We start from the raw sequence: 25,831 nt of genomic DNA, 5'->3' as shown, positions 1-25,831 counted from the left end.
AACGTCGTATCGGGCTGCTGGGATGGGCCCATGGGGGAGTCCGACGCGCGGCGCACCGTCGAGGCGGTGTGGCGGATGGAGGCCGGCCGGGTGGTCGCCGGCATCGCGGCGCTGGTCCGCGACGTCGGCCAGGCCGAGGAACTGGCCCAGGACGCGCTTGTCGCCGCACTGGAGCAGTGGCCGCGCGACGGTGTGCCGGCCAACCCCGGGGCGTGGCTGACGACCGTCGGCAAGCGCCGGGCCATCGACATGTTGCGCCGCAGGCAGACCCAGCAGCGTACGCTCGTCGAGCTCGGCCGGGACCTCGACGGGCAGGTCACCCCCGAGGTCGACGCCGCGCTGGACGAGCACATCGAGGACGACCTGCTGCGGCTGATCTTCGTGGCCTGCCACCCGATCCTGTCGCCGATCGCCCGCGCCGCGCTCACCCTGCGGCTGCTCGGCGGCCTCACCACCGGTGAGATCGCCCGCGCCTTCCTCACCACCGAACCCACGGTCGGGCAGCGGATCACCCGGGCCAAGCAGACCCTCGCCGCCGCGAAGATCCCCTTCGAGGTGCCCGGCCCGGCCGAGGCCGCCGAACGCCTCGACTCGGTCCTGGAGGTCGTCTACCTGATCTTCAACGAGGGCTACTCGGCCACCGCGGGCGACGACTGGATGCGCCCTGCCCTCTGCCAGGAGGCGCTGCGCCTGGCGCGGCTGCTGCAGGGGCTCATGCCCGACGAGCCCGAGGCGCACGGGCTGGCCGCGCTGCTGGAGATCCAGGCGTCGCGCACCCGCGCCCGCACCGCCCCCGACGGCACGCCGATCCTCCTCAACGACCAGGACCGCAGCCGCTGGGACCAGTTGCTCATCCGGCGCGGCCTCGCCGCCCTCGACCGGGCCCGCACCGACCACCCCGGCCCGTACACCCTCCAGGCCGAGATCGCGGCCTGTCACGCGCGGGCGCGTACCCCGGATGAGACCGACTGGGCGCGGATCGCGGCCCTCTACGCGGAGCTGGCCCGGCTCGTGCCCTCGCCCGTGGTGGAGCTGAACCGGGCCGTCGCCGTCGCCCAGGCCGACGGGCCCGCCGCCGGCCTCGAACTCGTCCGGGAGTTGGAGTCCGAGCCGGCGCTGGCCGGCTACCACCTGCTGCCCAGCGTCGTGGGCGACCTGCTCGTCAAGCTGGGCCGGCACGCGGAGGCGCGGGCCGAGTTCGAGCGGGCGGCGTCGCTCACCGGCAACGCCCGCGAGCGGGCCCTGCTGCTCGACCGGGCCGCTGCCTGCGGCCCGTAAAAATCTTGAAGACCCATGTCGGATCCGGGCCACCCCGATCGACGCGTCAGCGAGAACCGATGACGAGGAGATCGAGATGACAGGTACGACGCTCACCCAGGCCGGGACCACACGGGGTGTCTCGACCGCCACCCTGCTCACGGCCGGCGCCGCCGCCGGGCCGCTGTTCCTCGGGCTGGGCCTCGCCCAGGCGTTCACCCGGGACGGCTTCGACCTGAGCCGGCAGCCGCTCAGCCTGCTCGCCCTCGGCGAGCACGGCTGGATCCAGATCGCCAACTTCGTCGTCTCCGGGCTGCTGGCCCTCGCCGGGGCGGCCGGCTTCCGGCGGGCGCTGCGCGGCGGACCGGCCGCCACGTGGGGGCCGGCGCTGGTGGCGGTGCTCGGCGTGGGGCTGATCGTCGCCGGGGTGCTCCGCGCCGACCCGAGCATGGGCTGGCCGGCCGGCGCGCCGGAGGGCAACCCCGAGACGATGAGCTGGCACTCCTACGGCCACGGGGTCGGCGCGATGCTCTCCTTCGGCTCGCTCACCGTCGCCTGCCTGGTCTTCGCCCGCCGCTTCGGCCGGGTGGGCGCGCTGGCGTCGGTCCTCGTCGCCCTGGCGACGGTCGCCGTCATGGCCTGGCCCGACCAGGACAGCATCAGCGTCCGGATGGTGCTCGGCTCGGCCCTGGTCTTCGGCTGGCTCACCGCGGTTTCCCTGCACACGATCACCGAGAGGAAGCACTGAGATGCGTTACATGCTGATGCACAAGCTGGACGAGGCGGTTCCCGGCAACTTCGAGCCGTCGCCGGAGTTCCTGAAGCGGATGGGCGCCTACATGGAGGAGGTCTCCAGGGCGGGGATCCTGCTGGCCGCCGAGGGGCTCTGCAAGAGCAGCGACGAGTCGGCGCGGATCACCGCGACCAAGGGGAAGAAGACCGTCACCGACGGGCCGTTCACCGAGACCAAGGAGCTGATCGCCGGGTTCGGGCTGATCGAGGTCCGGTCGAAGGAGGAGGCGGTCGAGTGGGCGAAGCGGTTCGTCGACGTCTTCACCGAGAGCGGGCTCGACGTCGAGGTCGACGTGCGGCGGGTGAGCGAGGGGCCGCACGAGGGCTGACGGCACCTCCCGGCGCCCGGCGGTCACACCGCCGGGCGCCGTGCCGTCCCCCCGGCATGAGAGCACTCGTACGTGGGACGGTCGCGCTGCTCGGCGTGGCCTCGCTGGTCGTCGGGGTGTGGGCGCTGGCCCGGGCGGACTCGTTCAGCTCGGCGGTGGGGTTCCCGCCGCACGAGCACTTCGTGCACGACGTCGGGGCGTTCCAGCTCGGCATCGGCGCCACCTTGCTGCTGGCGCTCATCTGGGCTGACGCCCTGGCGGTAGCCCTGGCCGGTTACGTCGTCGGCGCGGCGGCGCACACCGTGTCGCACGTGGTCGACGCCGACCTGGGCGGCAGCGCGGCCCAGACCTGGCTGGTCGGGCTGTCGGCGCTCCTGGCCCTGGCCGCGCTGGCGGCCCGGCTGCGCCAGCTCGGCTGGGTCGTCGGGTACGTCGACAGCGCCCCGGCCCCCGCGTGGGCCCCGCTGGTGCGCCAGAAGACCGTGGTGCTGACGACCTTCAAGCGGGACGGCACCCGGGTGCCGACGGCGGTGAGCGTCGCGGTGGCGGGGGAGCGGGCGTACGTGCGCAGCTTCGAGAAGGCGTGGAAGACCCGGCGGATCCGCAACAACCCGCACGTGACGCTGGCCCCGTCGACGGCCCTCGGCAAGCCGACCGGGGAGGCCGTGGCGGCGGTGGCGCGGCGGTTGAGCGGGGCGGAGTACCGGGCGGCCAGCCGGGCGCTGGTCCGCAAGCATCCGCTGCTACACGGGGTGCTGGTGCCGCTGACCCACCGGCTGGGCAGGGCCAGGACCGGCCGCACTGTCCATTTCGCACTGGTGCCGTCGGCCACCGCCGGCCAACCGATGGCCGCCGACGCCGACGCCGACACCGCGAGCGCGCACTGACATACGCCGAAGATATATACGCGAGGTATACCCTCGGGTTATAGTCAGGTCATGAGCGTTCCCATGACCCTCCTTGGCCTGCTCGAACGGGAGCCCAGCCACGGCTACGACCTCAAGCGCGACTACGACGCCTTCTTCAGCCGGGGAAAGCCGCTGCCGTTCGGCCAGGTCTACGCGACCCTGAGCCGGCTCGCCCGCGACGGCAAGATCGTGATCGGCGAGGTCGAGCCGGGCGAGGGCCCCGAGCGCAAGCGCTACGTCATCACCGAACGCGGGGCCACGGAGGTCGAGTCGTGGCTCACCGAGCCCGTCGCGGCCGAGCCCAACCTCCAGACGGTCCTGTTCACCAAGGTGGTGCTGGCGCTGATGCTCGGCCGCCCCGCTGAGGACTACCTCGACCGCCAGCGTGCGGCCCACCTGGTGCGCATGAAGGAACTCACCGACATCAAGCGCTCCGGCACGCTTGTCGACGCCATGCTCGCCGACCACGGCCTGTTCCACCTGGAGGCCGACCTGCACTGGATCGACACCACCGTCGCCCGGCTGGACGCCCTCGCCAAGGCGGTGCGGAAGTGAAGGCCATCGAGGCGCGCGACATCTCGCTATCCTTCGGCGAGACCCCGGCGCTGCGCGGCGCCAGCGTCCTGGTGGAGCCGGGCGAGATCGTCGCCATCATGGGCCCGAGCGGCTCCGGCAAGACCACCCTGCTGCACTGTCTGGCCGGGATCCTGGTGCCCGACAAGGGCGAGATCCACTACGACGGCCGCCGGATCGACACCCTCAGCGAGACACGGCGCAGCGTCCTGCGCCGCGACGAGTTCGGGTTCGTGTTCCAGTTCGGGCAGCTCGTGCCGGAGCTGACCGCCGAGGAGAACGTCGCGCTGCCGCTGCTGCTGCGCGGCGTCAAGCGGGCCGCCGCGCTCAAGGCGGCGCGGCCCTGGTTCGAGCGGCTCGGCCTGGGCGGGCTGGAGCGGCGCCGGTCCGGTGAGCTCTCCGGCGGGCAGGCACAGCGCGTCGCGCTGGCCCGCGGCCTGGTCGCCCGACCCGGGGCGCTGTTCGCCGACGAGCCGACCGGGGCCCTCGACTCGCTGACCGGCGAGCAGGTCATGGACCTGCTGGTCTCCTCGGCGCGCGAGCAGGGCACCACCGTCGTGCTGGTCACCCACGAGGCCCGGGTCGCCGCGTACGCCGACCGGCAGGTCATCGTGCGCGACGGCAAGGTGAACGCGCTGGTGTCCGCATGATCCGGTTCGCGGTGCGACTGTCCCTGGCCGGCGGGCGCGAGGCCGCCACCCGGCTCGCCGTCATCGCCACCGCCGTGGCGCTCGGCGTCGGCATGCTGCTCGCCACGCTCGCGGGCATGAACGCGGTCAACGCGCAGAACGAGCGGTACGCCTGGTTGAACACCGCCGTCGCGCCGGCCGCCGCTGACCCGTCGGTCGACCCGCTGTGGTGGCTGATCCGAGAGGACTACTTCCACGGCGACTCGATCGGCCGGGTCGAGGTCGCGGCGACCGGACCGGACTCGCCCGTCCCGCCGGGCATCCCGCGCCTGCCCGGGCCCGGCGAGTACTACGTGTCGCCCGCCCTCGGCGAGTTGCTGCACACCACCCCGGCCGCGCAGCTCGGCGACCGGTTCCCCGGCCACGAGGTCGGCACCATCGGAGAGGTGGCGCTGCCGTCCCCCGACTCACTGCTGATCGTCATCGGCCGCACCCCGAGCGACATGGAACACCTCGGGGCGCGCAAGGCCACGCAGATCATGACCACCTCGCCGAGCGTCTGCTCCCGGGGCTGCTACGTCGGCATCAACCACGACGGCATGGCCCTCGTGCTCTCCATCGTCGCGGTCGCGCTGCTCTTCCCGGTGCTCATCTTCATCGGCACCGCCACCCGGCTGGCCGCGACCCGCCGGGAGCAGCGGTTCGCCGCGATGCGGCTGATCGGCGCCACGCCCCGGCAGATCTCCGTCATCTCCGCCGTCGAATCGGTGCTCGCGGCCGCCGTGGGCACGGCCGTCGGGTTCGGCCTGTTCCTCGCGCTGCGCCCGGGGCTCGCCGCCGTACCGTTCACCGGCGAGCGCTTCTTCACCGCCGACCTGTCCCTCACCCTCGTCGACGTGCTGGCGGTCGCGCTCGGCATCCCGCTCGGCGCCGTCGTGGCCGCCTGGCTGGCGCTGCGCCGGGTGCAGATCTCCCCGCTGGGCGTCGCGCGCCGGGTCACCCCGAAACCGCCGCGCGCCTGGCGGCTGATCCCGCTGGTCGCCGGGCTCGTCGAGCTGACGTACTTCATCGGCCGGCGTCCCCCCACCACCAACGGCCAGCTCACCGCGTACCTCTCGGGTTTTCTCCTGATCCTGACCGGGCTGCTGCTGGCCGGGCCGTGGCTGACCATGCTCGGCGCCCGCCTGCTGGCCGGGCGGGCCAGCCGGCCGGCCACCCTCATCGCCGGGCGGCGCCTCGCGGACAATCCCCGGGCGGCCTTCCGGTCGGTCAGCGGGCTGATCGTGGCGCTCTTCGTGACCAGCGTGGCCACCGGCATCATCACCAGCTACGTGGCGAACCGGGGCGAGCCGCGCACCGACTCGGTGGCCGCCACCTCCCTGTCGACGTGGTTCGACCCCGAGGAGGGCCCCGCACCGACCGCCGACCAGATCCCGGCCGGGCTCGCGAGCATCCCGGGGGTACGCAGCGTGACCCTGGTCCGCGCCAATCCCGTCGAGACACCACCACCGCTCGAGGTGAACGGGACGGTGAATCCCACCTACCGATGGTGGTGGCCGGGCGTCATCACCTGCGCCGAGCTGGACCGGCTGGCGGAGTTCGGTAGCTGCCCGGCCGGTGCCCAGGTCGCCGCCGTGGCCGACAACCTCATCGGCGAGCGCGCGTGGGACCTGACCAACGACAACTACGTCTGGGCCGACGCCCACATGGACCCCGCGCAGGTCGACCGGCAACCGATCCGGTCGGTGGTCGTCAACACCACCAACCGCGCCGCGTTCGAACAGGCGCGGACCATGCTGATCAACGCGTTCCCGGCGGTACGCTTCCCGGCCAGCACCGCCGAGTGGGAGGCGGACGCCGCCCGGCTCCTGGTGCAGTTCCAGCAGCTGGCCAACGTGGTCATGCTGGCCAGCCTGCCGATCGCCGGGTGCAGCCTGGCGGTGAGCGTGGCCGGCGGGCTGACCGACCGGAAGCGGCCGTTCAGCATGCTGCGGCTGACCGGGGTGCAGCTGCGGACGCTGCGGCGGGTGGTGGCGCTGGAGACGGTGGTCCCTCTGCTGGCCGTCGCGGCGGTGGCGACCGGGATGGGCTTCCTGGCGGCGCACCTGTTCCTGCGTGCGCAGCTCGGCTACACGCTGCTGGCGCCGGACGGGTCGTTCTACCTGATGGTCGCCGGAGGGCTGGCGGTGTCGCTGGGGATCGTCGCCTCGACGTTGCCGCTGCTGCGCCGGATCACCGGCCCGGAGACCGCCCGCAACGAGTGAGCGGCACCTGGTCCGTCACCCCAACGGCACCTGTACGGCGACGTCGTGCTTCGGGTAGGAGCGTTCCACCGTGTCGGCGCCGTACTTGGCCTTGAACAGCTCGACCACGTGGTTGACCCGGTCGGCCTCGGTGATCGGGGTGGCGCTGGAACTCAACGCCGTCCCGTTCGCCGTTACCTCGATCATCGGGGTCTGCCGGACGTTCTTGTACCACTGGCTGTCCGAGCCGGTCACCGGCACCAGGAACACGCTGTCCTCGTCCAGCACGAACCAGACGGGGTGGGTGATCTGCCGGCCGGTCCGCCGGCCGGTCACGGTGATCTCGACCTCACGGACGCCGTCGAGCGCGTCCCAGACCGCATTCGCCACGATGCCCCCCTTACACCTCCCCGCCAGGCTAGGCACTCCCGCGCCGAGCCGTCGCGGGTTCCGGGGCCTTGTCCCCGGTAGGGGCGTGCCCGGCCGCCTTCCTGGGTAGGCGAGAGGTCAAGGCGTTCGGAGCGGAGGTGTCGGCGGTGTCCTTGAGCGACCGGCGGGCGTACACCCCACGCCATGCCGCACCGGAGGCGGCCCCGGCCGCCGCCGTCGAGCGGCCGGCGGCTCCGGCGCCGAGCAACCTCGCGAAACTGGCCGCCGCCGTCGTGCTCGTCGCCCTGTCCGGGTACGTCATGACCGCCGACCGGGCGGGACCCGGCGGGCCGGAGGGCAGCTTCGGTGGCGGCGAATGGACGACACCGGGTCCCCTGCCCAGCGCGACCGGGCCGACGGCCGCTCCGTCGACGCCCGGCGCGACTCCCTCCCGCCCGGCTCCCTCCCGCCCGGCGGCCCCGGATGGCCCTGGCGAGGCTTCTCCGGCGCCCGGCATCACCGCGTCCCGCACGTCGTCTCCCGAGGCCGCACGCGAACCTTCGGTGTCCCCGCCGCCCCGCACGACCGCTCCCCGCCGGGCGGCTCCGGCTGCCGTGAGTGGCGGACCGACTCGCGGTCCGGCCGGCTCCGGTTCTTCCCGACCCGCCCCTACGCCGGGACCCGCCGACCCGACGCCCGACCCCAGCGATTCGCCGAACGTGCCGCCGCCGACCGGCACCGAGCGGTGCGGGGCGCCGGAGAACCCGTATGGCTACACCTACTGCGGCGGGGCGCTGGTCCACGAGCCGGCTCCCGACGTGTGCCGGTGGTTCGTCTGCGTGCCCGGATTCTGGGCGGGCCGGGGTTACCTGACCGTGTGCGCGGACGGCAGGATCGGCATGGTGGGCGGTCCGACCGGCAGGTGTCCGGAGCGCGCCGGCCGGAAAGACCCGGTGTACGCCAATCAGCCGGCCGCAGGCTGACCCCACTAAAGGGGTCGTTGCCCGGGCCCGGGACCACCGCAAAGTGGATGCCTTCGGGGACTTTGACGCTGATAGGGTTGGCGAGCGTCGCATGGGGACGGTCGGACCTCTCCCGGGGGATGGCACAGCATGGATCAGCAGGCCAGGGAGCAGTTGAAACTGCTGCGCAGACTCGAGAAAGTCATCTCCGAAACCGAGTTCTCCTGGTCGCTGTGCCTCGTGGGGGAGGACCAGTCCCGAAAGCTCAACGAACTGGCCGCCGAACTCCAGCGGCCCTTCTCGGCCACGGGTGACGAGAAGCGGATCGTCTCCGGCTATTCGTACTGGGGAATCGAGCCCGCGGTCAACTGGCAGCGGGCCTGCACCGACCCCAACTATCCCGTCATGAGGGACGGGATCGAGACCTTCAGCCGGCGCTGGCGGAACCTGCACTCCCGGCACAACGGCCGGCCCTACCACTACGTCAGCCTCGGCCCGGGCACCGGGGAGAAGGATGCCGCGGTTCTGGCCGATCTTTACCCGTCGAACCCGGAAATGTATTACGTGCCCGTGGACATGAGCGCGGAGATGCTCCGCCTCGGTCTCAAGCCGATAAAGTCCCTGCCGTTCTTCCGGCAGTTCCGGAATCAGCTTCTCCCGGTGCAACTCGACTTCTCGGTCGAAGAGAACGTGGCCGAGTTGAACGAACTGCGTGACCGGCTGATGGGTGACGAGCCCGTGCTGTTCTCGCTTCTCGGCAACACGATGGCCAACTTCGACGAGGACGTCGGCCTGGTCGAGCGCCTCAGCAAGCAACTGCTGCGCCCGCAGGACCGGCTCCTTGTGGAGGTCGCCACCGCCTCCCACCTCGACGAGCGGATGGCGCAGCAGGCGGCCCGGGAGTACGAGACCAGCTGGGTGTTCCGCGAGTTCGTCATCAGCGCCCTGCGCCAGAACACCGATCTCTCGGTGAACATGAACTACGTCCGCTTCGAAGGGGTGGTCGAGGAGGGCCGGTCGCTGGTCATCAAGGTGATCTACTGCAACCGCTCACCCGAGGACCTGAAGATCGTGCTGCCGAACCGCAGTGAGGTCCACTTCCCCAGCGGCGACACCATCCGCCTGCTCATCACCCGGAAGTACCAGCTCAAGGCCCTCGCCGCCGCGCTGGCCAAGGCCGGCCTGTTCGTGGAGAGCGAGGCCTTCACGCAGTTCCAGGCGTACGAGCGGGCCCGCCGGTTCGGCATGGATCTCATGCTGCTGTCCAGCAGCGACGCCGGCACCGGTCCCGACACGGCCGCCCGGGACGTCTTCCGCCGCCCCGGCACATGACGAACCGACCGGCGCGGCCACGCCGGGCGCCCCTGCCGTCGTGGGTGACGGCACCCCGCACCTGGATCATGCTGGTCACCGCCGGCAGCCTGGCGGTGGCCTTCGTCGTCAGTGCCGTCTGGTGGACCCGGTCGTCCGGCGTGTCGAGCTTCGAGCCGACCGTGCAGGTCCTGGGCCTGCTCGGCGGCATCACCGGCATCGTCGCCGAACGGTGGGCGGCCGGCCGCGAGCGGCGCGCGGAGGCCCTCCAGGCCATCGGCGAGGAGTTGCGGGACAACCGGAGGATCCTGGCCGCTCCGCCGTTCGCCGTGGACACCACGCAGCCGGCCCGCCGGCAGGTCTACCCCCGCCTGAGCCTGTCAGCCGTGAACGCCGCGCTGTCGTCGGCCGTGCTGTCCCCCCGGCGCGACGAAACGCTCGTCGGCATGCTGCACGACTGGCGGAACGAGGCGGAGATCTTCAACCACCAGTTGTCCCTCGCCGAGATCCTGGCCTTCACCAACGGATCCGACGAGGTGCTCCGCGACCTCCACCAGGGACTGCACAGCGCCGACGGGCCACTGGAACGGATGCAGGAACACCTCACCGCCCTGCTGGCCACGCCGGCACTCGACGCGGCCGGTATCGAGCGGCGCGACAGCGCGGAGGCCGGCGGCTCGCGATAGCGCCTGTTTGTTGGTCGGCGCCGTGGGGGTCTCCGTGGGCGTCCGTCGGCCTCGTGCCGTGGGTCCGTCCGTCGGCCTAGCGCCGCGAGGCGTCCGAAAAGGATTGGCGGGCGGCGGTACGATTCACCGCGGGTAGCGAAGGGCTGCCGTCATGGTGACGGGCGGGCGCGCGACAGTGCTCAGGCCCGGCGTCAGGAGAGCCGGACACACGGGGGCAACCAATGTTCGAGCGGCTGGGCAGATTCGTCGTCGGCAAGGCATGGTGGGTGATCGCGGGCTGGGTGCTCGCGGCCATCGCCATCATCGCCACCACGCCGTCGCTGAGCGACATCACCTCCGCCGACCAGGAGAGCTTCCTGCCGCACTCGTACGAGTCGGTGCAGGCCACCGAACTCGGCATGAAGGCGTTCCCGCAGCAGGCCACCGCCACGGCCACCATCGTGGTCAAGCGCGCCGACGGGAAGCCGCTCGCGCCGGCCGACGAGGCGCGGGTCGGGCAGTTCGCCCAGGCGCTCAAGGCCCGCAACATCCCGGCCACGTCCGGCTACCAGACCGGCCCGCCGGCCGTCGCGCCGGACAAGTCCGTGCAGGTGGTCAGCGTCGGGCTCGACGCGACGAACCCGAACGACCCGGCCCTGCTCGATTCCGTACGCGCCCTGCGGTCGGCCATCGGGCCCGACCTGGCCGGCAGCGGGCTGACCGCGGGCGTGGCCGGCGACGTGGCGAGCTTCGTCGACAACGAGGACACCTTCAACAAGGCCTTCGCCGTCGTCGGCGTCGCCACGATCATCCTGATCATCGGACTGATCCTGATCATCTTCCGCAGCCCCATCGCCGCGCTGCTGCCCGTCGTGGTCGTCAGCGTCGTCCTGACCATCACGACCGGGCTCGTCGCCGCCGCGGGCAAGGCGTTCGACCTGAACGTCAGCCAGGACCTGCAGACGATCCTGCTGATCGTGCTGTTCGGCATCGGCACCGACTACATCCTGTTCCTGCTCTTCCGCTACCGGGAACGGCTGCGCGCCGGCGACGACAAGCGCACCGCCATGGTCGTCTCCGTCCAGCGGGTCGGCGAGGTCATCACCTCGGCTGCGGGAGCGGTCATCGTCGCGTTCCTCGTGCTGCTGCTCGCCTCGCTGGGCTTCTTCGGCTCGCTCGGTCCGGCGCTCGCCATCGCCGTCGCCGTCATGCTGATCACCTCGCTCACCCTCATCCCGGCGGTCGTCTCCCTGCTCGGCCGGTACGTGTTCTGGCCGTCAAAGGCGTGGCAGCGTACCCCCAAGGCGACCCTGTCGCGGCGGCTCGGCACCGCCGTCGGACGCCGACCGGCGCTCGTCGCGGCGGCCTCCGGCGCCCTGCTGGTCGCGCTCGCCGCGGGCGTGCTGAGCTACAAGGCCGACTACGACTTCAGCGCCGGCTTCCCGCAGGACACCGAGTCGGCGAAGGCCGCCAAGGACCTCCAGCGCGGGTTCGCCGCCGGCGCCCTGGCCCCCACCGAGGTCTACCTGACCACCGGCAACGGCACGCCGCTGACCGAGCAGCAGGTCACCGACTTCGCGGCGGCCGCCGCGAAGGCCCCGGGCGTGGCCCGGGTGCAGCCGCCGGAGCGGGCCAGCGACCCGAGCGTGGCCCGGGTCAACCTGCTGCTGAACGAGAATCCGGTCTCCAACGAGGCCATCACTCTTGTCCGCGACGACCTGCGCGACGCCGTGCACGAGGCGGCGCCACCCGGCACCAAGGCGCTGGTCGGCGGAACGACCGCGATCTTCGCGGACATCAACTCGGCGAACAACCGGGACCTGTCGGTGATCCTGCCGGTGGCGGCGGGGCTCATCGCGCTCATCCTCGCGCTGCTGCTCCGGAGCCTGGTCGCGCCGATCTACCTGGTGATCGCGGTGCTGCTCAACTTCGCGGCGACCCTGGGGGCGACGGTCTACCTGTTCCAGGGGCTCCAGGACAAGCCCGGGGTGACCTTCCAGTTGCCGATCATCCTGTACCTCTTCGTGGTGGCGATCGGGACGGACTACAACATCCTCATGATCGCCCGGCTGCGGGAGGAGGCCCGGGAGGGCAACGAGCCGCACCAGGCCGCCGCCATCGGCGTGGAGCATGCCGGGCCGACCGTCGCCGCGGCCGGCCTCATCCTGGCCGGGACCTTCGGGGTGCTGATGCTGGCGCCGATCTCGTTCCTGCAGCAGATGGGGTTCGCGGTCGCCATCGGGATCGTGCTGTCGGCGTTCGTGATGTCGATGTTCTTCGTGCCGGCGTTGACGGCGTTGATCGGGCACAAGGCATGGTGGCCGGGGCACGGGGACGAGCGGCGGGTCACCGGGCCGCAGGCCCCGCCCGAGCCGGTGAGCGTGGCGGAGGTGTAGCGGGCGGCGCGGGCGTGCAACCCGGACCGGTGTGCGGGCGTCTCAAGGAGGTGGAGACAGCGAGGACCCGTCGGGGCCGGATTCTTCCTTGGATCACGGCCGTCGCCCTGCTCGGCGGTTGTGGGGCCGCCGGGAACAATCCGGCCGTCGAGCCGCTCGACGGGCTGCGCCAGCAGGCGGGCGAGGCCCTCACCCGGTACGACCAGGCGTTTCGCGCCGCGGGAGGTGCGCCCTTCGTTCCGGTGGGGAGCTGACCCGCCAGCTCGGCGACTGGGAGCCGGCGAACGGGTCCTACAAGGAGAGCCTGTCGGCCGGCCGTGTCGAGGCCGCCTCGACGCTGCCCGGGGCGCCCCAGCAGGCCGGCACCATCGTCTGGGCCAACGGCACCCGTCAGGACATGCCCGTGCTCTCGGCGGACGGGGCGTTGGTGCAGCTACGCGCCGCGGGGACGGGCGACTGTTCCGGCTGCGCGCCGCTCAAGATCACCCGGGCTCGCCTCACCACCATGACGGTCCCGACCACCCGCGGCCCGGCGACCGCCCCGGCGTGGGAATACACCCTCGATGGAACGACCGTGCGGCTGGCGCGGGTGGCGGTGGATCCCTCGGCCATCGTCCGGGTGACCCCACCGCCCTGGGACGCCGATCACCCACATGCGGGGCTGGCGATCGAGTCGGCGACCACCACGACCGCGAGCAGCGAACTGACCGTCACCTTCACCGGCGCGCCCGGCCCCGGCAGCGAGCCGTGCGGGGCCGACTACAGTGCCGAAGCGGTCGAGTCGGATCTGGCGGTCGTGGTGATCGTCATCGAGCACCGGCACGCCAAGGACGAGGCATGCGCGGACATCGGCGCGCAGCGCACCGCCACCCTCAAGCTGTCGCGACCGCTGGGGGAGCGGGCAGTCCTGGAGGTGACGCAGGGCCTGCCGGTAAAGCTGACGATCACTGGGTGACCGTTGCGCTGACAGCTCGGCGCCGGACGCCCCGTGCCCCCCGGGCGCGGACGGCCGGCCAGTCAGCCCGCCGCCCTTGTTCACCTGCTGGCGCCGGCGTTGTGCGGCTACCGCCGCCGGGTCGACGAATCCGGGTGAGCGTGGCTCACTATAGATCTTGACTGATGGTGAGACGGCGACGACGCTGTGTGTAGCTGCGGCAGCCGGGGTGACCTACCCCGACTCCTCGACTGCGCGGCCTTCTGGATCGCTTGCCGGAAGGACTCTCATGAGGAGTACAGGAAGATCCAACCGCCCGCGCCGATTCCTGGCCCTGCTCGCCCTACCGCTGGCGCTCGCCGTCAGCGCACCCAGCCTCGCCAGCCCGACGAATGATGCCGCCGTCGCCCCCGACCGGTCATCGACCGGCGAACAGAACGGCGTCGGCCTCATGCGCATCGTCGTGGCCGACAAGTCGGGCATCGACCGCCTCCACCAGCTCGGCGTCGACCTCGCCGAGTACGTCAAGCCCGTCGACAACGGCATCGAGGTGCACGCCATCCTCAGCCCCGAGGAGAGCCGGGCGCTGCGCGACAAGGGCTTCGACGTGCGGGACGCCATCTCCGACCAGAGCGACTACGCGCAGAACATGGCCGAACGCTCCGCCGCCATCCGGGCCGCGACGGCGGCGACCGCCACCACCGACACCCTGACCGTGCTGCGGGCCGAATGGTTCACCAGCCTCGACAACCAGCTCTTCCTCAACATCGAGGTGAAGTCGAGCGCCGGCACCGACTCGACGACGGTGCTGACGGCGAGCTGGGACAGCGGACCCGGCACGGAGATCGGCTCCGGCGGCACCGCCACCATGTCCCGGTTCACCGACGCCGGCCAGTACATGTACCACCGGTTCAGCAACCCGGTCCCCGTCACCGCCGCGCCGGCCAGGGCCACCATCACCAGCAACAAGGGCGGCTCGGCCACGGTCGACGTCGCGAAGTGGCTCGGCAGCCCGCGCAAGGACCCCGGCAAGCACCCGTACGTGTCGGACTTCGTCGACCACTACATGGACCCGACCGAGGTCACCGCGCGGTTCACCGGCCTGGCCGCGGAGTTCCCGAAGCTGACCGAGCTGATCGACCTGCCGTACAAGACGAACGGCTATCGGCGCAACGCGCAGGCGCAGTTCGGCACCGCCGCGGCGAGCACCCTCTACGTCACCTCGACGGCGTACGGCTCCGAGGGCGGCAACGACATCACCATGGCGCTGGTCGACCCGGGCACGGCCAACGCTCCGCTGACGGTGAGCGTGTCCGGCAAGGCCGTCACGGTGCGTCTTGCCACCGACGGCTCCGGTGCCATCACCAGCACGGCGGCGCAGGTCGTCGCCGCGGTCAACGGCAACGCCGACGCGGCCAAGCTGCTCACCGCCAGCACTTACCGGGGCAACGCCGGCGCCGGCGTGATGGCCGCCGCTCCCGTCACCCAGCTGACCGACAACCTGAAGGCGCCGGCGAGCGTGTCCCGCGAACCGTTCCAGATGAAGGTGCTGCGCATCGGCAAGCACCGCGACGGCTCGAAGGTCGGCGTCTTCCTCTACTGCCAAGAGCACGCCCGGGAGTGGGTGACCCCGCTGGTCTGCGTGGAGTCGGCCGAGCGGCTGCTGCGCAACTACGCCAAGGATCCGGACACCCGCAAGATCGTCGACGACCTGGACATCTTCATCCTCCCGGTCGTCAACCCCGACGGCGCGCACTACAGCATGTACGACTACAACATGCAGCGGCGAAACCTGACGAACTACTGCCCGGAGTCCAACGCCGACCCCGCCCGCCGCAACGCCTGGGGCGTCGACATCAACCGGAACTTCTCGGTCGGCTCCGTCTTCGACGGCTATGTCGGCGCGTCGGCCACCAACTGCGTCAGCGACACGTTCGCCGGGCCCAGTGAGCTGTCCGAGCCGGAGGCGCGCAACGAGGTCTGGCTGGTCGACACCTTCCCCAACATCAAGCTGTCCATGAACACCCACTCCTACGGCGGGTACTTCATGTGGCCGCCGGGGGCGTACAAGGCCGAGGGGCGGGAGGTGCTGCCGCGGGTGGATCAGGGCACCGAGGCGTACTTCTGGACCTCCTCCGACTACATCCTCTCCCGGGTCCAGGAGTACCGGGGCACGGCGATCTGGCCGGGCCGCACCGGACCGGTGACCGATGTTCTGTACTCGGCGGCCGGCAACAGCGCCGACGAGCACTGGTACAACCGGGGCATCATCGGCTGGGACTTCGAGGTCGGTGCGGACATCTACAACCCGGCGACCGGGCGGTTCACGGCCGTCGGGTTCCAGCCGCCGTTCGCCGAGGGGCATGAGGAGGCGATGGAGTTTGCCAACGGCAACATCGCGATCCTTGAGGTGGCCCGGGCGTACGCGACGGACAAGACCCAGCCTCGGACGTCGTTGCAGGTCGTCAAGCGGGAGCAGGGGGCTACGGCGTTCACGTTCAGCACGAGTGAGCCGGCGAACCTGTACTACACGCTTGACGGGAGTCGGCCTACGTACGGGTCGGCCAAGCTGGCGCTGGCGGGGATGCGTGAGGGGGTCCAGAACATCACGGTGAACAGCGATACCACCGTGAACTGGTTCTCGATCGACATCGCCGGCAACGTGGAGAGCAACTACAAGCCGGACGGTGAAGGTACGAACTACAGCAGGCAGAGGGTAAGGGTCCAGTAGCCACCGCTTGGAGGTTGGGGGCCGCCGACCAGGGGGTCGGCGGCCACCCGCCGGTGAAGGGCCGGCGCCGTGCTGAGTGGCTGAATTTTGCGTGCCGGGGCATCTGGCGGCAAGGGTCATGCCGGCTATCAGTCTGTGAGTCTCCGCCGACATGGCCGACAACGCCTGCCGTGCATGGAGCCTCTCGTTGGCGCCGGCGTCTAAACGCGACTCAACTCCTGTGGGCATTCCGTGAGCTTGGCATCCCTTCGCGTTCTGGCGCCCAGCCTCGCAATACCATTTGAGACCGTCGTGGCCTCGGCACCGCAGATTATCTGTCGGATTCCTGACAAGTGACCGGCTAGTCAGGCGACCCTGGGGCACGCATTAATGAGGGTCAGGGGCCCCGCTACTTCGCCTTTGGAGGTAGGGTCCGAGGACGCGTTGGGAGAGGCAAGTCGACGAGTGCTAGCCGAGCTAGCGGTTCGTGCTTGACCCCGGACTGCAATGGCTCGGCGATAGAATCGGAGAGGACTGAGGTTGTGTTTGACGACGCAGTCGAGGAAGAGTGGCGCGATATCGAGATCGAAGAGACTGATCAGATCGAGGAGTACGACCTAACTTCCTCTCCGAATGACTTCAATGTGTCAACCATTTTCAGCTTCATCGAGTCCGGGGCGGTGAAGATACCCGGCTTCCAGCGGAATTATGTCTGGGACATTAAAAGAGCCTCGAAACTTATTGAGTCTCTGATTATTGGGCTTCCGGTTCCGCAGGTGTTCCTTTACGAGGAAGATCGCAACAGGTTCTTGGTCGTCGATGGTCAGCAGCGGCTGATGACGATCTACTATTTCGTGAAAGAGCGCTTCCCGCGAAAGGAGCGGAGGTCCGAAATCCGGAAGATTTTCGGCGACGCAGGTACGATACCCGACGACATCCTGCATGACGATGACTATTTCGAGTCGTTCGATCTCCGCCTGGCCGAGGTAAGGCCGGGTGGACCGAATCGGTTCAACAAGTTGAGATACTCGACGCTTGGCGAGTATCGTATGCAGTTCGACCTGCGCACTATCCGTAATATCATTGTCAAGCAGGTCAGGCCGTCGGACGATACGTCGTCAATTTACGAGATGTTCAATCGGCTAAACACAGGTGGCGTCAATCTGACGCCGCAGGAGATCAGGTCCAGCCTATATCACTCAAGCTTTTATGACGACTTGTTCAAATGGAATTTGGATGATCGATGGAGGGCTCTCCTTGGACGACGAGAACCCGACTTGCATATGCGGGACATCGAGGTACTTCTGCGGGCTTTTGCAGTCTGGCGCCTTGGAGACGAGTACACGCCGTCGATGGTGCGGTTCCTTAATCGATTTTCTCATAACGCGCAGAGATATGGAGAGAGCGAGAGGTCTGCGGCCTTTTCCAACCTTGACTGGTTCCTGAGCGAGGCCAAGAACGTTGAACGCAATGCGTGGCTTAGGCAGAAGAAGTTTAGCGTCCCCCTCTTTGAAAGCATTTTTGCGGCCGCTTGTCGTCTTCGCGATGAGGGTTTCCCGGTAGTGTTTAGCACCCGGCTCGTTATGCAGATACGCGACGACTCAGAGTTTCAGGCTTACGCCTCCGAGCGCACAACTCACACTGAAAATGTTAAGGGCAGGCTTCGCGTTGCCCGGACGATTCTTGAATCTGCGGGTAAATGATGGACTTGGTCGAGTCCTTGTATGACGAATATGAGAGAATCGTCCATCACTTACGAGATGCGCAGGAGATCTCCTATCTCGCGACTCTTGAGCGGACCTTTCCCAAAGTTCTCCTCCTAGCCTCGGCGAGCCAGGCGGAGAGCCGTATTTGTGAAGCGATAATACGCTACTTCAAGGAAGTGTCAGGACGGCACTCGCTTGCCGTGAACTTCGTTAAAAATAAGGCGATTTCTCGGCAGTATCACAGTTTCTTTGATTGGGATCGAAGGAATGCAAACAAGTTCTTCGGCCTCTTTGGGGAAGAGTTCAAAGCGCGCGTCGTCGAAGTTGTGCGCGGCGATCCGACACTGGATCAGGCGGTCCGCGATTTCATGGAACTTGGTTCTTTAAGGAACCAGCTTGTTCATCAAGACTACGCCAGCTTCACTATCGAGAAGACCGTTTCAGAAATTGTCGAACAGCATAGGAGCGCTGCGGTCTTTGTCGGGAAGATCCTTGAGCTGCTTCTAGAGTGATTGAAGAATAGCGCGGCTCGCTCCAGGCGTTGACGACATGCCTCTCGGCAGGCGCTCGGTGAGCGCCCGTGGAATGTGCGGCGCCCGGGCGGCGTAACAGCTTATCGAGAGGCTTGTTGCCCGGATCTGACAGGTGAGTCTGTCGTCGTGGGGACCTGGAGAGCCGCGGCGGGCCCGACGGCATTGTGTCGAAGGAGGGTCTCGCGGGTGCCGACGGTCGAGCTGCTCCGTGGGTCAGGAGGAGTCGACGTGCTGGAGCCGCTCGTTCAGATCGCGAGTGATCAAGTGCACGTGTCGCCTTATCCGGAGCGGATGCTGTCAGCGTTGCTGTCGGGATTGTCCCCACCCGCTTACCTTGCGGGCCTAGAGTGACGAGTGCCGCTCCGCAACTGTCTGTCATCTAGCAACTACGTTCCGCTTTCGGGAGGGCTGGTCTACTGATGGCTGTCGCGCGGTCACGGAGCGGTGCAGTCGAAATGTCGGAGCTCTCGTGTACCCTCCTCCGCATGGTTGGCCCATCCTTCATTGACCTATTCTCCGGTGCTGGAGGCCTTTCATGGGGGCTTGTCCAGGCAGGATGGAAGCCCCTCTACGCGGTGGACTACTGGAAAGACGCAATTGAGACCTATCGCGCGAACATGCCCGACCACTTGGCTGAATGTCGTGATGTTCACGAGCTAGACGCTCCGCGGCTGGCCCGAGTCCTTGAGGAAGTTCCTGATTGGGTCGTCGGTGGACCGCCGTGTCAGGGCTACTCCACTGTCGGCAAACGACAGCGCACGGACGACCGAAACCAGCTCTTTCTGCAATTCCGCCGTATTGTGGCGGAATTGAAGCCATCCGGGTTCCTCCTCGAAAATGTTCTAGGCTTGAAGGACATGTCATTCGAGGAAGAGGTCGCCACAGCGTTCAGAGAACTCGGATATTCCGTTCAATGGTTTATCTTGACGGCAGCGGAGCATGGCGTGCCACAGTTGCGCCGACGCGTAGTGTTTGTCGGGCATCTCGAACGCAGGTTCCTGGGCGTTACAGCAAGCCATGATCCAGACACCTATGTCACGGTCGGCGAAGCGATTGGGGATCTCCCTCGCCTGACGGCGGGACAATCCGCTACCGATTACGATCGCGAGCCTGAGAACCCTTACCAGAAAGAGATGCGAGAAGATTCAGTCTCCCTTCAGGGTCATGCCGCCTCAAAACATCCGGCCTACTTGGTCGAGGCGATCTCCCACGTGCCTGACGGTGGCAACAGGCGAAGTATCCCAGACCACCTGCAGCCCAAATCCGGATTCCACAACTCATACAGCCGACTCGCTTCATGGGCCCCTGCAGTTGCAGTAACGCAGAACATGGGCAAGCCGTCTGGTACGCGCTGTATTCACCCATCGCAGCATCGAGGCCTAACGACTAGAGAAGGCGCCCGACTGCAGTCCTTTCCTGACAGATTCCATTTCTTAGGGGTCAGCACCTCCCAGCGACTTCAAGTAGCGAACGCCGTTCCGCCGCGCCTTGGACGCGCGCTTGGCGAGGCGATCGTTGACCCTTTGAGGTGGGAATGAGTGGCGGCCAATACCCCATCCATCGCGGCCACTGGGTCGGGCCAGGTCGGTCGTCAGAGTTGGTAAGCCGAGGTCACGGCTGGCGGTCGGGTCGTGGGGCGTAGGCGGGGATGCCGGGCGAATCTGCGGTGATATCGGCGGCGCGGCCGGCGGTGGGGGCAGCGGAGATCCACAGCGGGTACTTCTGAAGATCGGTGAAGGTCAACATAGTCAACTCGAAGGGCGTAGGTGCGGTTTGCCGCGGCCAGGTCGGCGGGGCGTTGGCGTGGCAGCACGGCCAGCCCGATCGCCGCTGCGGTGTGGTGTTGTAGGTTCCGCCACCGCCACCGCCACCGCCACCGCCACCGCCGCACGGGTAAGGTATCGGCGGATGGCGATGCTGACTGTCGGCGTCGTCGTGGACAGCGGTAGGCGGGACCGGTAGACAGTCGTGGGATTTTTTGTGTCACGACCGACACCCTCGCCGAGCGCTCACTTGTGGCCTGCACGCCACGCCCTTACCGGGCAAAAACGATCACCCGAAGCTCGCCTCGCCACGGCCTGCTCAGTCATCTACCGCTGCCTAACTGTCAGGCCTCCTGGCCAGCCAACTGAGGGGACGGAAATCTCCTGTGAGCGGTCACGCGGTGGTCCGCTCCTTGATCGACTGAGGATGTTCCGGAGTCCTCGCGCCGGTGCCTGGATGATCGAATTGAAGCCTACGAACGGTAAGATCCCCGCATGGCCGACCTCGATGATCTGATAGCTGACCAGCTCCTTCCCGCGCAGGTGGGCAATCCGGACAACTGGCTTTACAAGGCGTTGATGGTCGTAGCCGACCGTCGTGCGCAGGGGACCACGGATCACGAGCTTTCGGAAATCCTGGAGGCGCCGGGCGGTCTCAATAACATCCGCCCGCGACGGAACGAGCTAGTCAACATCGGGCTGCTCGAAGATTCCGGGAGGAAGCGTCCGACGGGGTCCGGGAAGACAGCAACGGTCTGGACTCTAAGCGGTCAGATGAGACGTATGCTTTCGATCCGGTTCAGCACGGACGATTGCGAACTCGCCGGGCGCGTTCTACAAGCAGCCGACAGGCGAGGACTCGACGCAGCCCAAACGGCGGCGCTCGCAAAAGCCCGCGCGAGATTAGCGCTGCTCGGACGTCTAGCCAAGCGGGCTGCAGCGGATGAAGGAGTAACCGTGTCGGCGATCGTCGACGACGATAAGCCGATTCTCACCGTGTACATCTCAGGCATGGAACCGGCCCGTTCCTGCGTCATTGCTCGTCTGGACGGTCAGGGACTAGACCTCATGTTCCAACTGGCACCCGCGGACGAGGAATCTCTCGAGGCCAAAGAATCAGAAAGTCGTCTACGCGTTCGCATGCAGCTCGCGTCCCTTTCCGCCCAAGACCGCGTACCACTGGAGTCCCTCGCTTCGGACGATTGGATATTTGAGGCCGACAACGGAACGGGGGCCCGGTTCGCGACTGCCGGGGAATGGATCGCCGCGATGGCTGCGGAGCCGTCCAGCAGCGGTCTAGTGAGACGGCATATAGATCCTGAAACGTTAGCTGCGACGGATAACGCTGGTGAGCTGGTCAAGCAGCTGACTGTCGTGACGTTGCGCGCGATCGCGACGGCCGATGACATCGGAAACGATCCCACCCATGTGCTTGTAACCGAACTGCACTGGGCAGAGGAACGGGCACGAGCGCTCGTCGAGCTTGCCGGCCGCTCTCGTCAGCTGCTGTTTGCCGGACCGCCGGGCACCGGGAAGACACTCGCCGCACGCGCTCTCGCCAGGGCTTTAGGCGGCGATACACGCGTGAAGTTGGTCCAGTTTCATCCGACGTACGCTTATGAAGATTTTGTCGAGGGCATACGTCCCCGCCTGGATGAGGCCGCCACCGAACTGAGGTATAAGGTCCATAAAGGCGTGCTCCGGCGGCTCATCTCCGCCGCTACTGACGCCCCCGGTGCCGCGCACTTCCTGATCGTCGATGAGATTAACCGGGCAAACTTGCCGCGCGTCCTGGGCGAGCTGCTATTCGCCCTAGAGTACCGAGGTGAGGACAACAAGATTGAATTGCCTTATAGCGGCGAACAGATCTACATGCCAGAGAACCTTTGGTTGATCGGCACCATGAACACTGCAGATCGCTCAGTCGCACTGATGGATGCCGCAATGCGTCGACGGTTCAAAGAGGTTCGGTTCGGTGTGGACCTGGACGCACTGCTCCGCTGGCACGAGAAGCGCACCAGCGTTGAACTGGGCAAGGAGGCGGTGGAGCGCTTGAAACGCCTCAATTCCCAGGTAGTCGCTCTTCTGGATGACGACCGAGCGATCGGCCATTCGTTTCTGATGCGGGAGGATCTGGCCCAGGTAGGCTTCGAGGCAGTTTGGATGGAGGATCTCGAGGCCGTCCTGCGGGACCATCTACTCGGCCGCCAGGACGACCTCCCTGCGCTTCGGGACGCTTTCCTGGGTCCGCTCTTATGATTGATCTCGAATTCACGGAGCTCGACCCGCCCCGAGAAATCACGGCGACGCCTTCCGAGCTGCGCACGCTTCGAAGAGCGCGCCATGGCCTGCGTATCGAAGAATTGGGTGACGACCGCGTGCGGGTGGGCCCGCGGATCGGATACGCCGGCACGGTACTGCTTCCGACGGGTCGGCGCATCGTGGTCATGCCGAAGGCTCCAATTTCCAATCTACCCGAATTGTTGGCGTTGGCCTACCGAGCCATGGCTCTTCCGCTGGCCGCAGGTGCTGCGGCGATCGACGAGGCCATACCAACAGACTGGCTTCTTCTCCAATTAATTGGTGAAATCGAGGAGCTGCTTTCACGCGGGCTTCGCCGCGGGTACGTCGAGCGTCGCGAGTTGCTCGCCTACGTCCGAGGTCGGCTGCGGCCACAGCTCAACCCGGCTAGACTCCCGTTCGCTGATTGTGAATACAGCGACTTCGTTTCGGACACGGCAGAAAACCGGCTGCTGCGTGGCGTCCTGGAATTTCTCGCACCCGCTGCGAGTAACCCTATCGTTCGCCGGCGCATGGGGGACGCCCTCGCGGCTTTCGCTGGTGTCTCGTTGGTTCGGCCATCGCTGGTGGCCTTCGATCGAGTCGCGGTGACTCGGCTGAATGCCCACTATCAGCCGAGTCTCCGGCTGGCACGGATCGCTCTCGAAGGGGCAGGCGTGCATGATGCTGTTGGCGCGTCGACCGCACCGGCGTACTTCGTTCCTATGTGGCGGGTTTGGGAGGCAGCTGTAGCCTCGGCGTTACGTGATGCGGGCATTCAGCACGTGCATGAACAGCCTGAGTTTGCTGACCGCTTTGTGCAGCAAGGCGGTTATCCCAAACTGAGAGTCACGCTCCGGCCGGATCTACTCATTGGCTATCGAGGGACTCCCGCACTCGCAATCGACCTCAAATGGGCTCCTGCCCTCGAGCTCAGGTACGGCAAGAAGCGTCTACGCAACCAGCACCTTTATCAGCTCGCAACCTACTGCGCTGCCCTTCGATGTGATGGCTTACTCGTATACCCAGAGATGGAGGACCAGATCGACAGCATGTACGAGTTCAACGGAAGGACGATTCGGATACGCACCGTGAACCTTGCAACGCCGAGCCTTGCCGATCTTCGTAGCTTTGCCGTCAATCTTGCTGAAAAAATGGCCGAACCAGGCATGCGTGCTGGCTGACGAGTTAATGCCGTCTGTTGCTTGCTGACTCGTCGCCTGGGCGCAGTCAGCGCCTCTGCCCGTGCAAACGCCGCGGCTGAGGTTCGATAGCAATCTGGTTGAGGCCATTGCCGCCGCTGCCAAGGAACGTGCAAACAACCGCAACCCTATGAGCACCCGGAAGCCGCAATGGATGGCGGGGCAGGGTGTGGCTTATCCGCAGCATGGGTGCCTTAGCGCTTTGCATTCAAAAGAAGCTGTGTATTAAAAGTCCAGCGGCCTCGCGTCGTACGGGCGGACGCGATCCGCGATCATCTGCCAATTGGGAACGCTGGTCATGGGTGTTGCTCGGACGCCGGCGCTCTCAAGCAGTCTCAGGTGCCGGTCGTAGCTCGGATGTGCGGCAAGTTGCGCCTTGACGTTTGGGAAGGCGTACACCGGGATGCCAGCGCCAAGTGCTTCGTTGAGGATGCCGAGGGCAAGCGCGTCGTTGATCCCCTGGGCCCATTTGTTAATCACATTGAACGTCGCCGGCACTACAGCGACCGCATCCGCCGGCGGATGCGGCTCCGCCTCACCCGGCATCCGCCACTCCACCCGCACCGGATATCCCGTCTGCCGGGCTAGCGCCTCTCGGTCGATCCACGTTGCAGCGGTCGGCGTAGCAGTGAGGCAGACGGTCCATCCATCCTCATGTAGCAGCTCGATCAACTCACCGATTCGCAGCACGGGAGGAGCGGCACAGATGATCAGAGCAAGTACGCCTCGCTGCGTCATGCCAGCAGCCCGGCCCGCTCCGCCAGCGGCCGTAGCCCCGGCGTTGCCGCTCGTCGCTCCTTGGCTAGAAGGTCGAGCAGCAGCGCCCGCGCCTGCACATTCGCATGAACCGCCTCGACGGCCACCCGCTCGGCTTCAAGCAAATGCAGGACGGACGCCGACCTGTCCCCGGACGACATCACCGCCGCTGCCGCCAAATCGACGTGCACCTGCGCCCGCCGACCGACCAAAACCGTGGGCATCCGCGACGTGTCGAGTTGTGACCCGATCTCCAGCGCTTGATCAGCGTTGCCGGCCCGAACGGCAGCGGAGACTGCGTGGATGACGACATTCGTCGGACCGAACCCCGTCCACAACCGGTTGCGGTCTGAGCCAAGCACCGTCGCCAGCCCTTCAGCCCGCGCCAGGAACTGACCCGCCGCCCGAGGGTTGCCCTGCCCGGCCGCTAGCACAGCAGCGAGAAGCAGCAACGCGCCGTGAGCGGAGAGCAGGTCCGAATCAGCGCCCGGACCGGCGTCGGCCAGGCGATCGATCGTGCCCAGCACAACCTGCTCAGCCTCGGTTCTTCTCCCCGGCAGTCGCAGCAGCCCGCACGCTGCCTGATACGCCGCGACGGCTGCCAACGCCTGATCGCTCGCGAGCCGAGCCGCGGTGGCCGCCCGATCGGCGGTCAGCAGAGCAGTATCGCCGTCACCGACCTTGGCAGCTAGCTTGGATGCGGCGATGTAGGCAGCAGAGAGTAGGCGGCAGCCGCTGCCGCGATGCATCCCGGTGGAGCTGGTGGTAAGGGCCGTCGCCTGGTTGAGCACGTCCGGCAGGAGACGCGCTGCGGAGGTGTAGCTCGCCCTCTGGTACAGGTTGTGCACCCGGCCCACAACACGCCGTACCTCGACAGGCGACTGCGCCGATTCGTTCGGCGCCCCCAGGTAGGTGGTGAGAAAAGCCCGGAGATCGTTCAGTAGCTCCGGACGGGTGGCGCCGGAAGCGGGAACGCGGCTCTCATCTCCCATGGCCTGCCCTCGATGTGCTGCCACCGACACGTCGACGAGCATGTCGTCGAGCTGTTCGAGCGTAACGCCCAGGGCGGAGGCGATCCGGCTGCGATGCCACGGCTGCGGGTCCGTCTCGGCGTTTTCCCAGCGCACAACGGTCGACCGTTCCACACCGAGGAGGCCGGCCAGGCGCTCCTGGCTGTAGCCGACGGCCTTTCGTCGCTGACACAGCCGATGCCGCTTCAAAGCCACGCCCGGTCTCCCTCCGTTCTGCCGTCACTGTAGTGACTGTGCGTCGATGCCGCGGGTACGCAGACGCCTCATTTCTGCGTCATTGACGCTCCTCGGACGCTGTAGTTCCAGGTCAGCTGCCCGCCGAAGCTAGGCGCATGGCCCGGGGCGGGTGCTGGCTCCGGTCGCCGTCGACCCGAACGACGGCGACCGCCCCCGCCCGCCCCGGCGCCACTTCGCGCACCACTAGGCCGGAGGCGCCCATTTATGTCCACCGTATTCGCCGACTTTCCCCTGCTCGCCCCGGT

Annotated in this window: 20 protein-coding genes; 17 read left to right on the top strand and 3 right to left on the bottom strand. The window is 67.6% G+C overall.

Going from position 1 to position 25,831, the window contains the following annotated elements; genetic code table 11:
* Positions 1-30 precede the first annotated feature (30 nt).
* The 7 genes from GA0070603_RS14470 to GA0070603_RS14440 all read left to right on the top strand — a co-directional run bounded on the left by GA0070603_RS14470 (position 31) and on the right by GA0070603_RS14440 (position 6,752).
* Positions 31-1,278, top strand: a complete 1,248-nt coding sequence (locus tag GA0070603_RS14470) for an RNA polymerase sigma factor (protein ID WP_091313273.1) — start codon at positions 31-33, stop codon at positions 1,276-1,278.
* Between the two features lie 76 nt (positions 1,279-1,354).
* Positions 1,355-2,005, top strand: coding sequence for a DUF998 domain-containing protein (locus GA0070603_RS14465; RefSeq protein ID WP_091313269.1), 651 nt, complete (start codon positions 1,355-1,357; stop codon positions 2,003-2,005).
* A gap of 1 nt (position 2,006) precedes the next feature.
* A complete protein-coding gene (locus GA0070603_RS14460) occupies positions 2,007-2,378 on the top strand; it encodes a YciI family protein (RefSeq protein WP_091313266.1) in 372 nt (123 codons plus the stop codon).
* 56 nt (positions 2,379-2,434) lie between these two features.
* Positions 2,435-3,265, top strand: coding sequence for a PPOX class F420-dependent oxidoreductase (locus GA0070603_RS14455; protein WP_091313263.1), 831 nt, complete (start codon positions 2,435-2,437; stop codon positions 3,263-3,265).
* Positions 3,266-3,316: 51 nt separating this feature from the next.
* Complete coding sequence (locus GA0070603_RS14450) at positions 3,317-3,841, top strand: PadR family transcriptional regulator (protein ID WP_091313259.1); 525 nt, start codon at positions 3,317-3,319, stop codon at positions 3,839-3,841.
* Positions 3,838-4,509, top strand: a complete 672-nt coding sequence (locus GA0070603_RS14445) for an ABC transporter ATP-binding protein (RefSeq protein WP_091313254.1) — start codon at positions 3,838-3,840, stop codon at positions 4,507-4,509. The genes GA0070603_RS14450 and GA0070603_RS14445 overlap by 4 nt, the downstream gene beginning before the upstream one ends.
* Complete coding sequence (locus tag GA0070603_RS14440) at positions 4,506-6,752, top strand: FtsX-like permease family protein (protein WP_091313251.1); 2,247 nt, start codon at positions 4,506-4,508, stop codon at positions 6,750-6,752. The genes GA0070603_RS14445 and GA0070603_RS14440 overlap by 4 nt, the downstream gene beginning before the upstream one ends.
* A 15-nt stretch (positions 6,753-6,767) precedes the next feature.
* Here GA0070603_RS14440 and GA0070603_RS14435 read toward each other — a convergent pair whose 3' ends face one another.
* The gene (locus GA0070603_RS14435; protein WP_091313248.1) at positions 6,768-7,121 is read right to left on the bottom strand and encodes a nitroreductase/quinone reductase family protein; all 354 of its coding nucleotides are present in this window, start codon (positions 7,119-7,121) and stop codon (positions 6,768-6,770) included.
* 1,091 nt (positions 7,122-8,212) lie between these two features.
* Between GA0070603_RS14435 and GA0070603_RS14425 the strand changes: the two genes are divergently transcribed.
* The 10 genes from GA0070603_RS14425 (at position 8,213) to GA0070603_RS14375 (ending at position 23,544) form a co-directional block, all read left to right on the top strand.
* The gene (locus GA0070603_RS14425) at positions 8,213-9,394 is read left to right on the top strand and encodes an L-histidine N(alpha)-methyltransferase (protein ID WP_091313242.1); all 1,182 of its coding nucleotides are present in this window, start codon (positions 8,213-8,215) and stop codon (positions 9,392-9,394) included.
* A gap of 44 nt (positions 9,395-9,438) precedes the next feature.
* Positions 9,439-10,059 (top strand): hypothetical protein, encoded by a 621-nt coding sequence (locus GA0070603_RS14420; protein WP_139131877.1) that lies wholly within the window; start codon positions 9,439-9,441, stop codon positions 10,057-10,059.
* Positions 10,060-10,280: 221 nt separating this feature from the next.
* Positions 10,281-12,434 carry an MMPL family transporter gene (locus GA0070603_RS14415; RefSeq protein ID WP_091313235.1) on the top strand — a complete coding sequence of 718 codons (2,154 nt, stop codon included), beginning with the start codon at positions 10,281-10,283 and terminating at the stop codon, positions 12,432-12,434.
* A 403-nt stretch (positions 12,435-12,837) separates the two neighbouring features.
* Positions 12,838-13,389: a hypothetical protein gene (locus tag GA0070603_RS14405; protein ID WP_139131876.1), complete on the top strand. Its 552-nt coding sequence runs from the start codon at positions 12,838-12,840 to the stop codon at positions 13,387-13,389.
* Positions 13,390-13,657: 268 nt separating this feature from the next.
* Positions 13,658-16,099, top strand: coding sequence for a M14 family zinc carboxypeptidase (locus GA0070603_RS14400; RefSeq protein WP_091313226.1), 2,442 nt, complete (start codon positions 13,658-13,660; stop codon positions 16,097-16,099).
* A 470-nt stretch (positions 16,100-16,569) separates the two neighbouring features.
* Positions 16,570-17,781, top strand: coding sequence for a DUF262 domain-containing protein (locus GA0070603_RS14395; RefSeq protein ID WP_208862882.1), 1,212 nt, complete (start codon positions 16,570-16,572; stop codon positions 17,779-17,781).
* A complete protein-coding gene (locus tag GA0070603_RS14390) occupies positions 17,778-18,296 on the top strand; it encodes a HEPN domain-containing protein (RefSeq protein WP_091313220.1) in 519 nt (172 codons plus the stop codon). Before GA0070603_RS14395 ends, GA0070603_RS14390 begins: the two co-directional genes overlap by 4 nt.
* Before the next feature lie 506 nt (positions 18,297-18,802).
* Positions 18,803-19,855, top strand: coding sequence for a DNA cytosine methyltransferase (locus GA0070603_RS14385; RefSeq protein ID WP_208862881.1), 1,053 nt, complete (start codon positions 18,803-18,805; stop codon positions 19,853-19,855).
* Between the two features lie 720 nt (positions 19,856-20,575).
* Complete coding sequence (locus GA0070603_RS14380; RefSeq protein ID WP_091313215.1) at positions 20,576-22,339, top strand: AAA family ATPase; 1,764 nt, start codon at positions 20,576-20,578, stop codon at positions 22,337-22,339.
* Complete coding sequence (locus tag GA0070603_RS14375; RefSeq protein WP_091313212.1) at positions 22,336-23,544, top strand: McrC family protein; 1,209 nt, start codon at positions 22,336-22,338, stop codon at positions 23,542-23,544. Before GA0070603_RS14380 ends, GA0070603_RS14375 begins: the two co-directional genes overlap by 4 nt.
* 243 nt (positions 23,545-23,787) lie before the next feature.
* Here GA0070603_RS14375 and GA0070603_RS14370 read toward each other — a convergent pair whose 3' ends face one another.
* Both GA0070603_RS14370 and GA0070603_RS14365 read right to left on the bottom strand, forming a co-directional pair.
* Positions 23,788-24,300, bottom strand: a complete 513-nt coding sequence (locus GA0070603_RS14370) for a flavoprotein (RefSeq protein WP_091313210.1) — start codon at positions 24,298-24,300, stop codon at positions 23,788-23,790.
* Positions 24,297-25,544 carry a helix-turn-helix transcriptional regulator gene (locus GA0070603_RS14365; protein ID WP_091313207.1) on the bottom strand — a complete coding sequence of 416 codons (1,248 nt, stop codon included), beginning with the start codon at positions 25,542-25,544 and terminating at the stop codon, positions 24,297-24,299. The genes GA0070603_RS14370 and GA0070603_RS14365 overlap by 4 nt, the downstream gene beginning before the upstream one ends.
* Positions 25,545-25,831: the final 287 nt, after the last annotated feature.

Source organism: Micromonospora chersina (genome assembly GCF_900091475.1).
Classification (GTDB): domain Bacteria; phylum Actinomycetota; class Actinomycetes; order Mycobacteriales; family Micromonosporaceae; genus Micromonospora; species Micromonospora chersina.
This window is presented reverse-complemented; position numbering and strand designations above follow the sequence as displayed.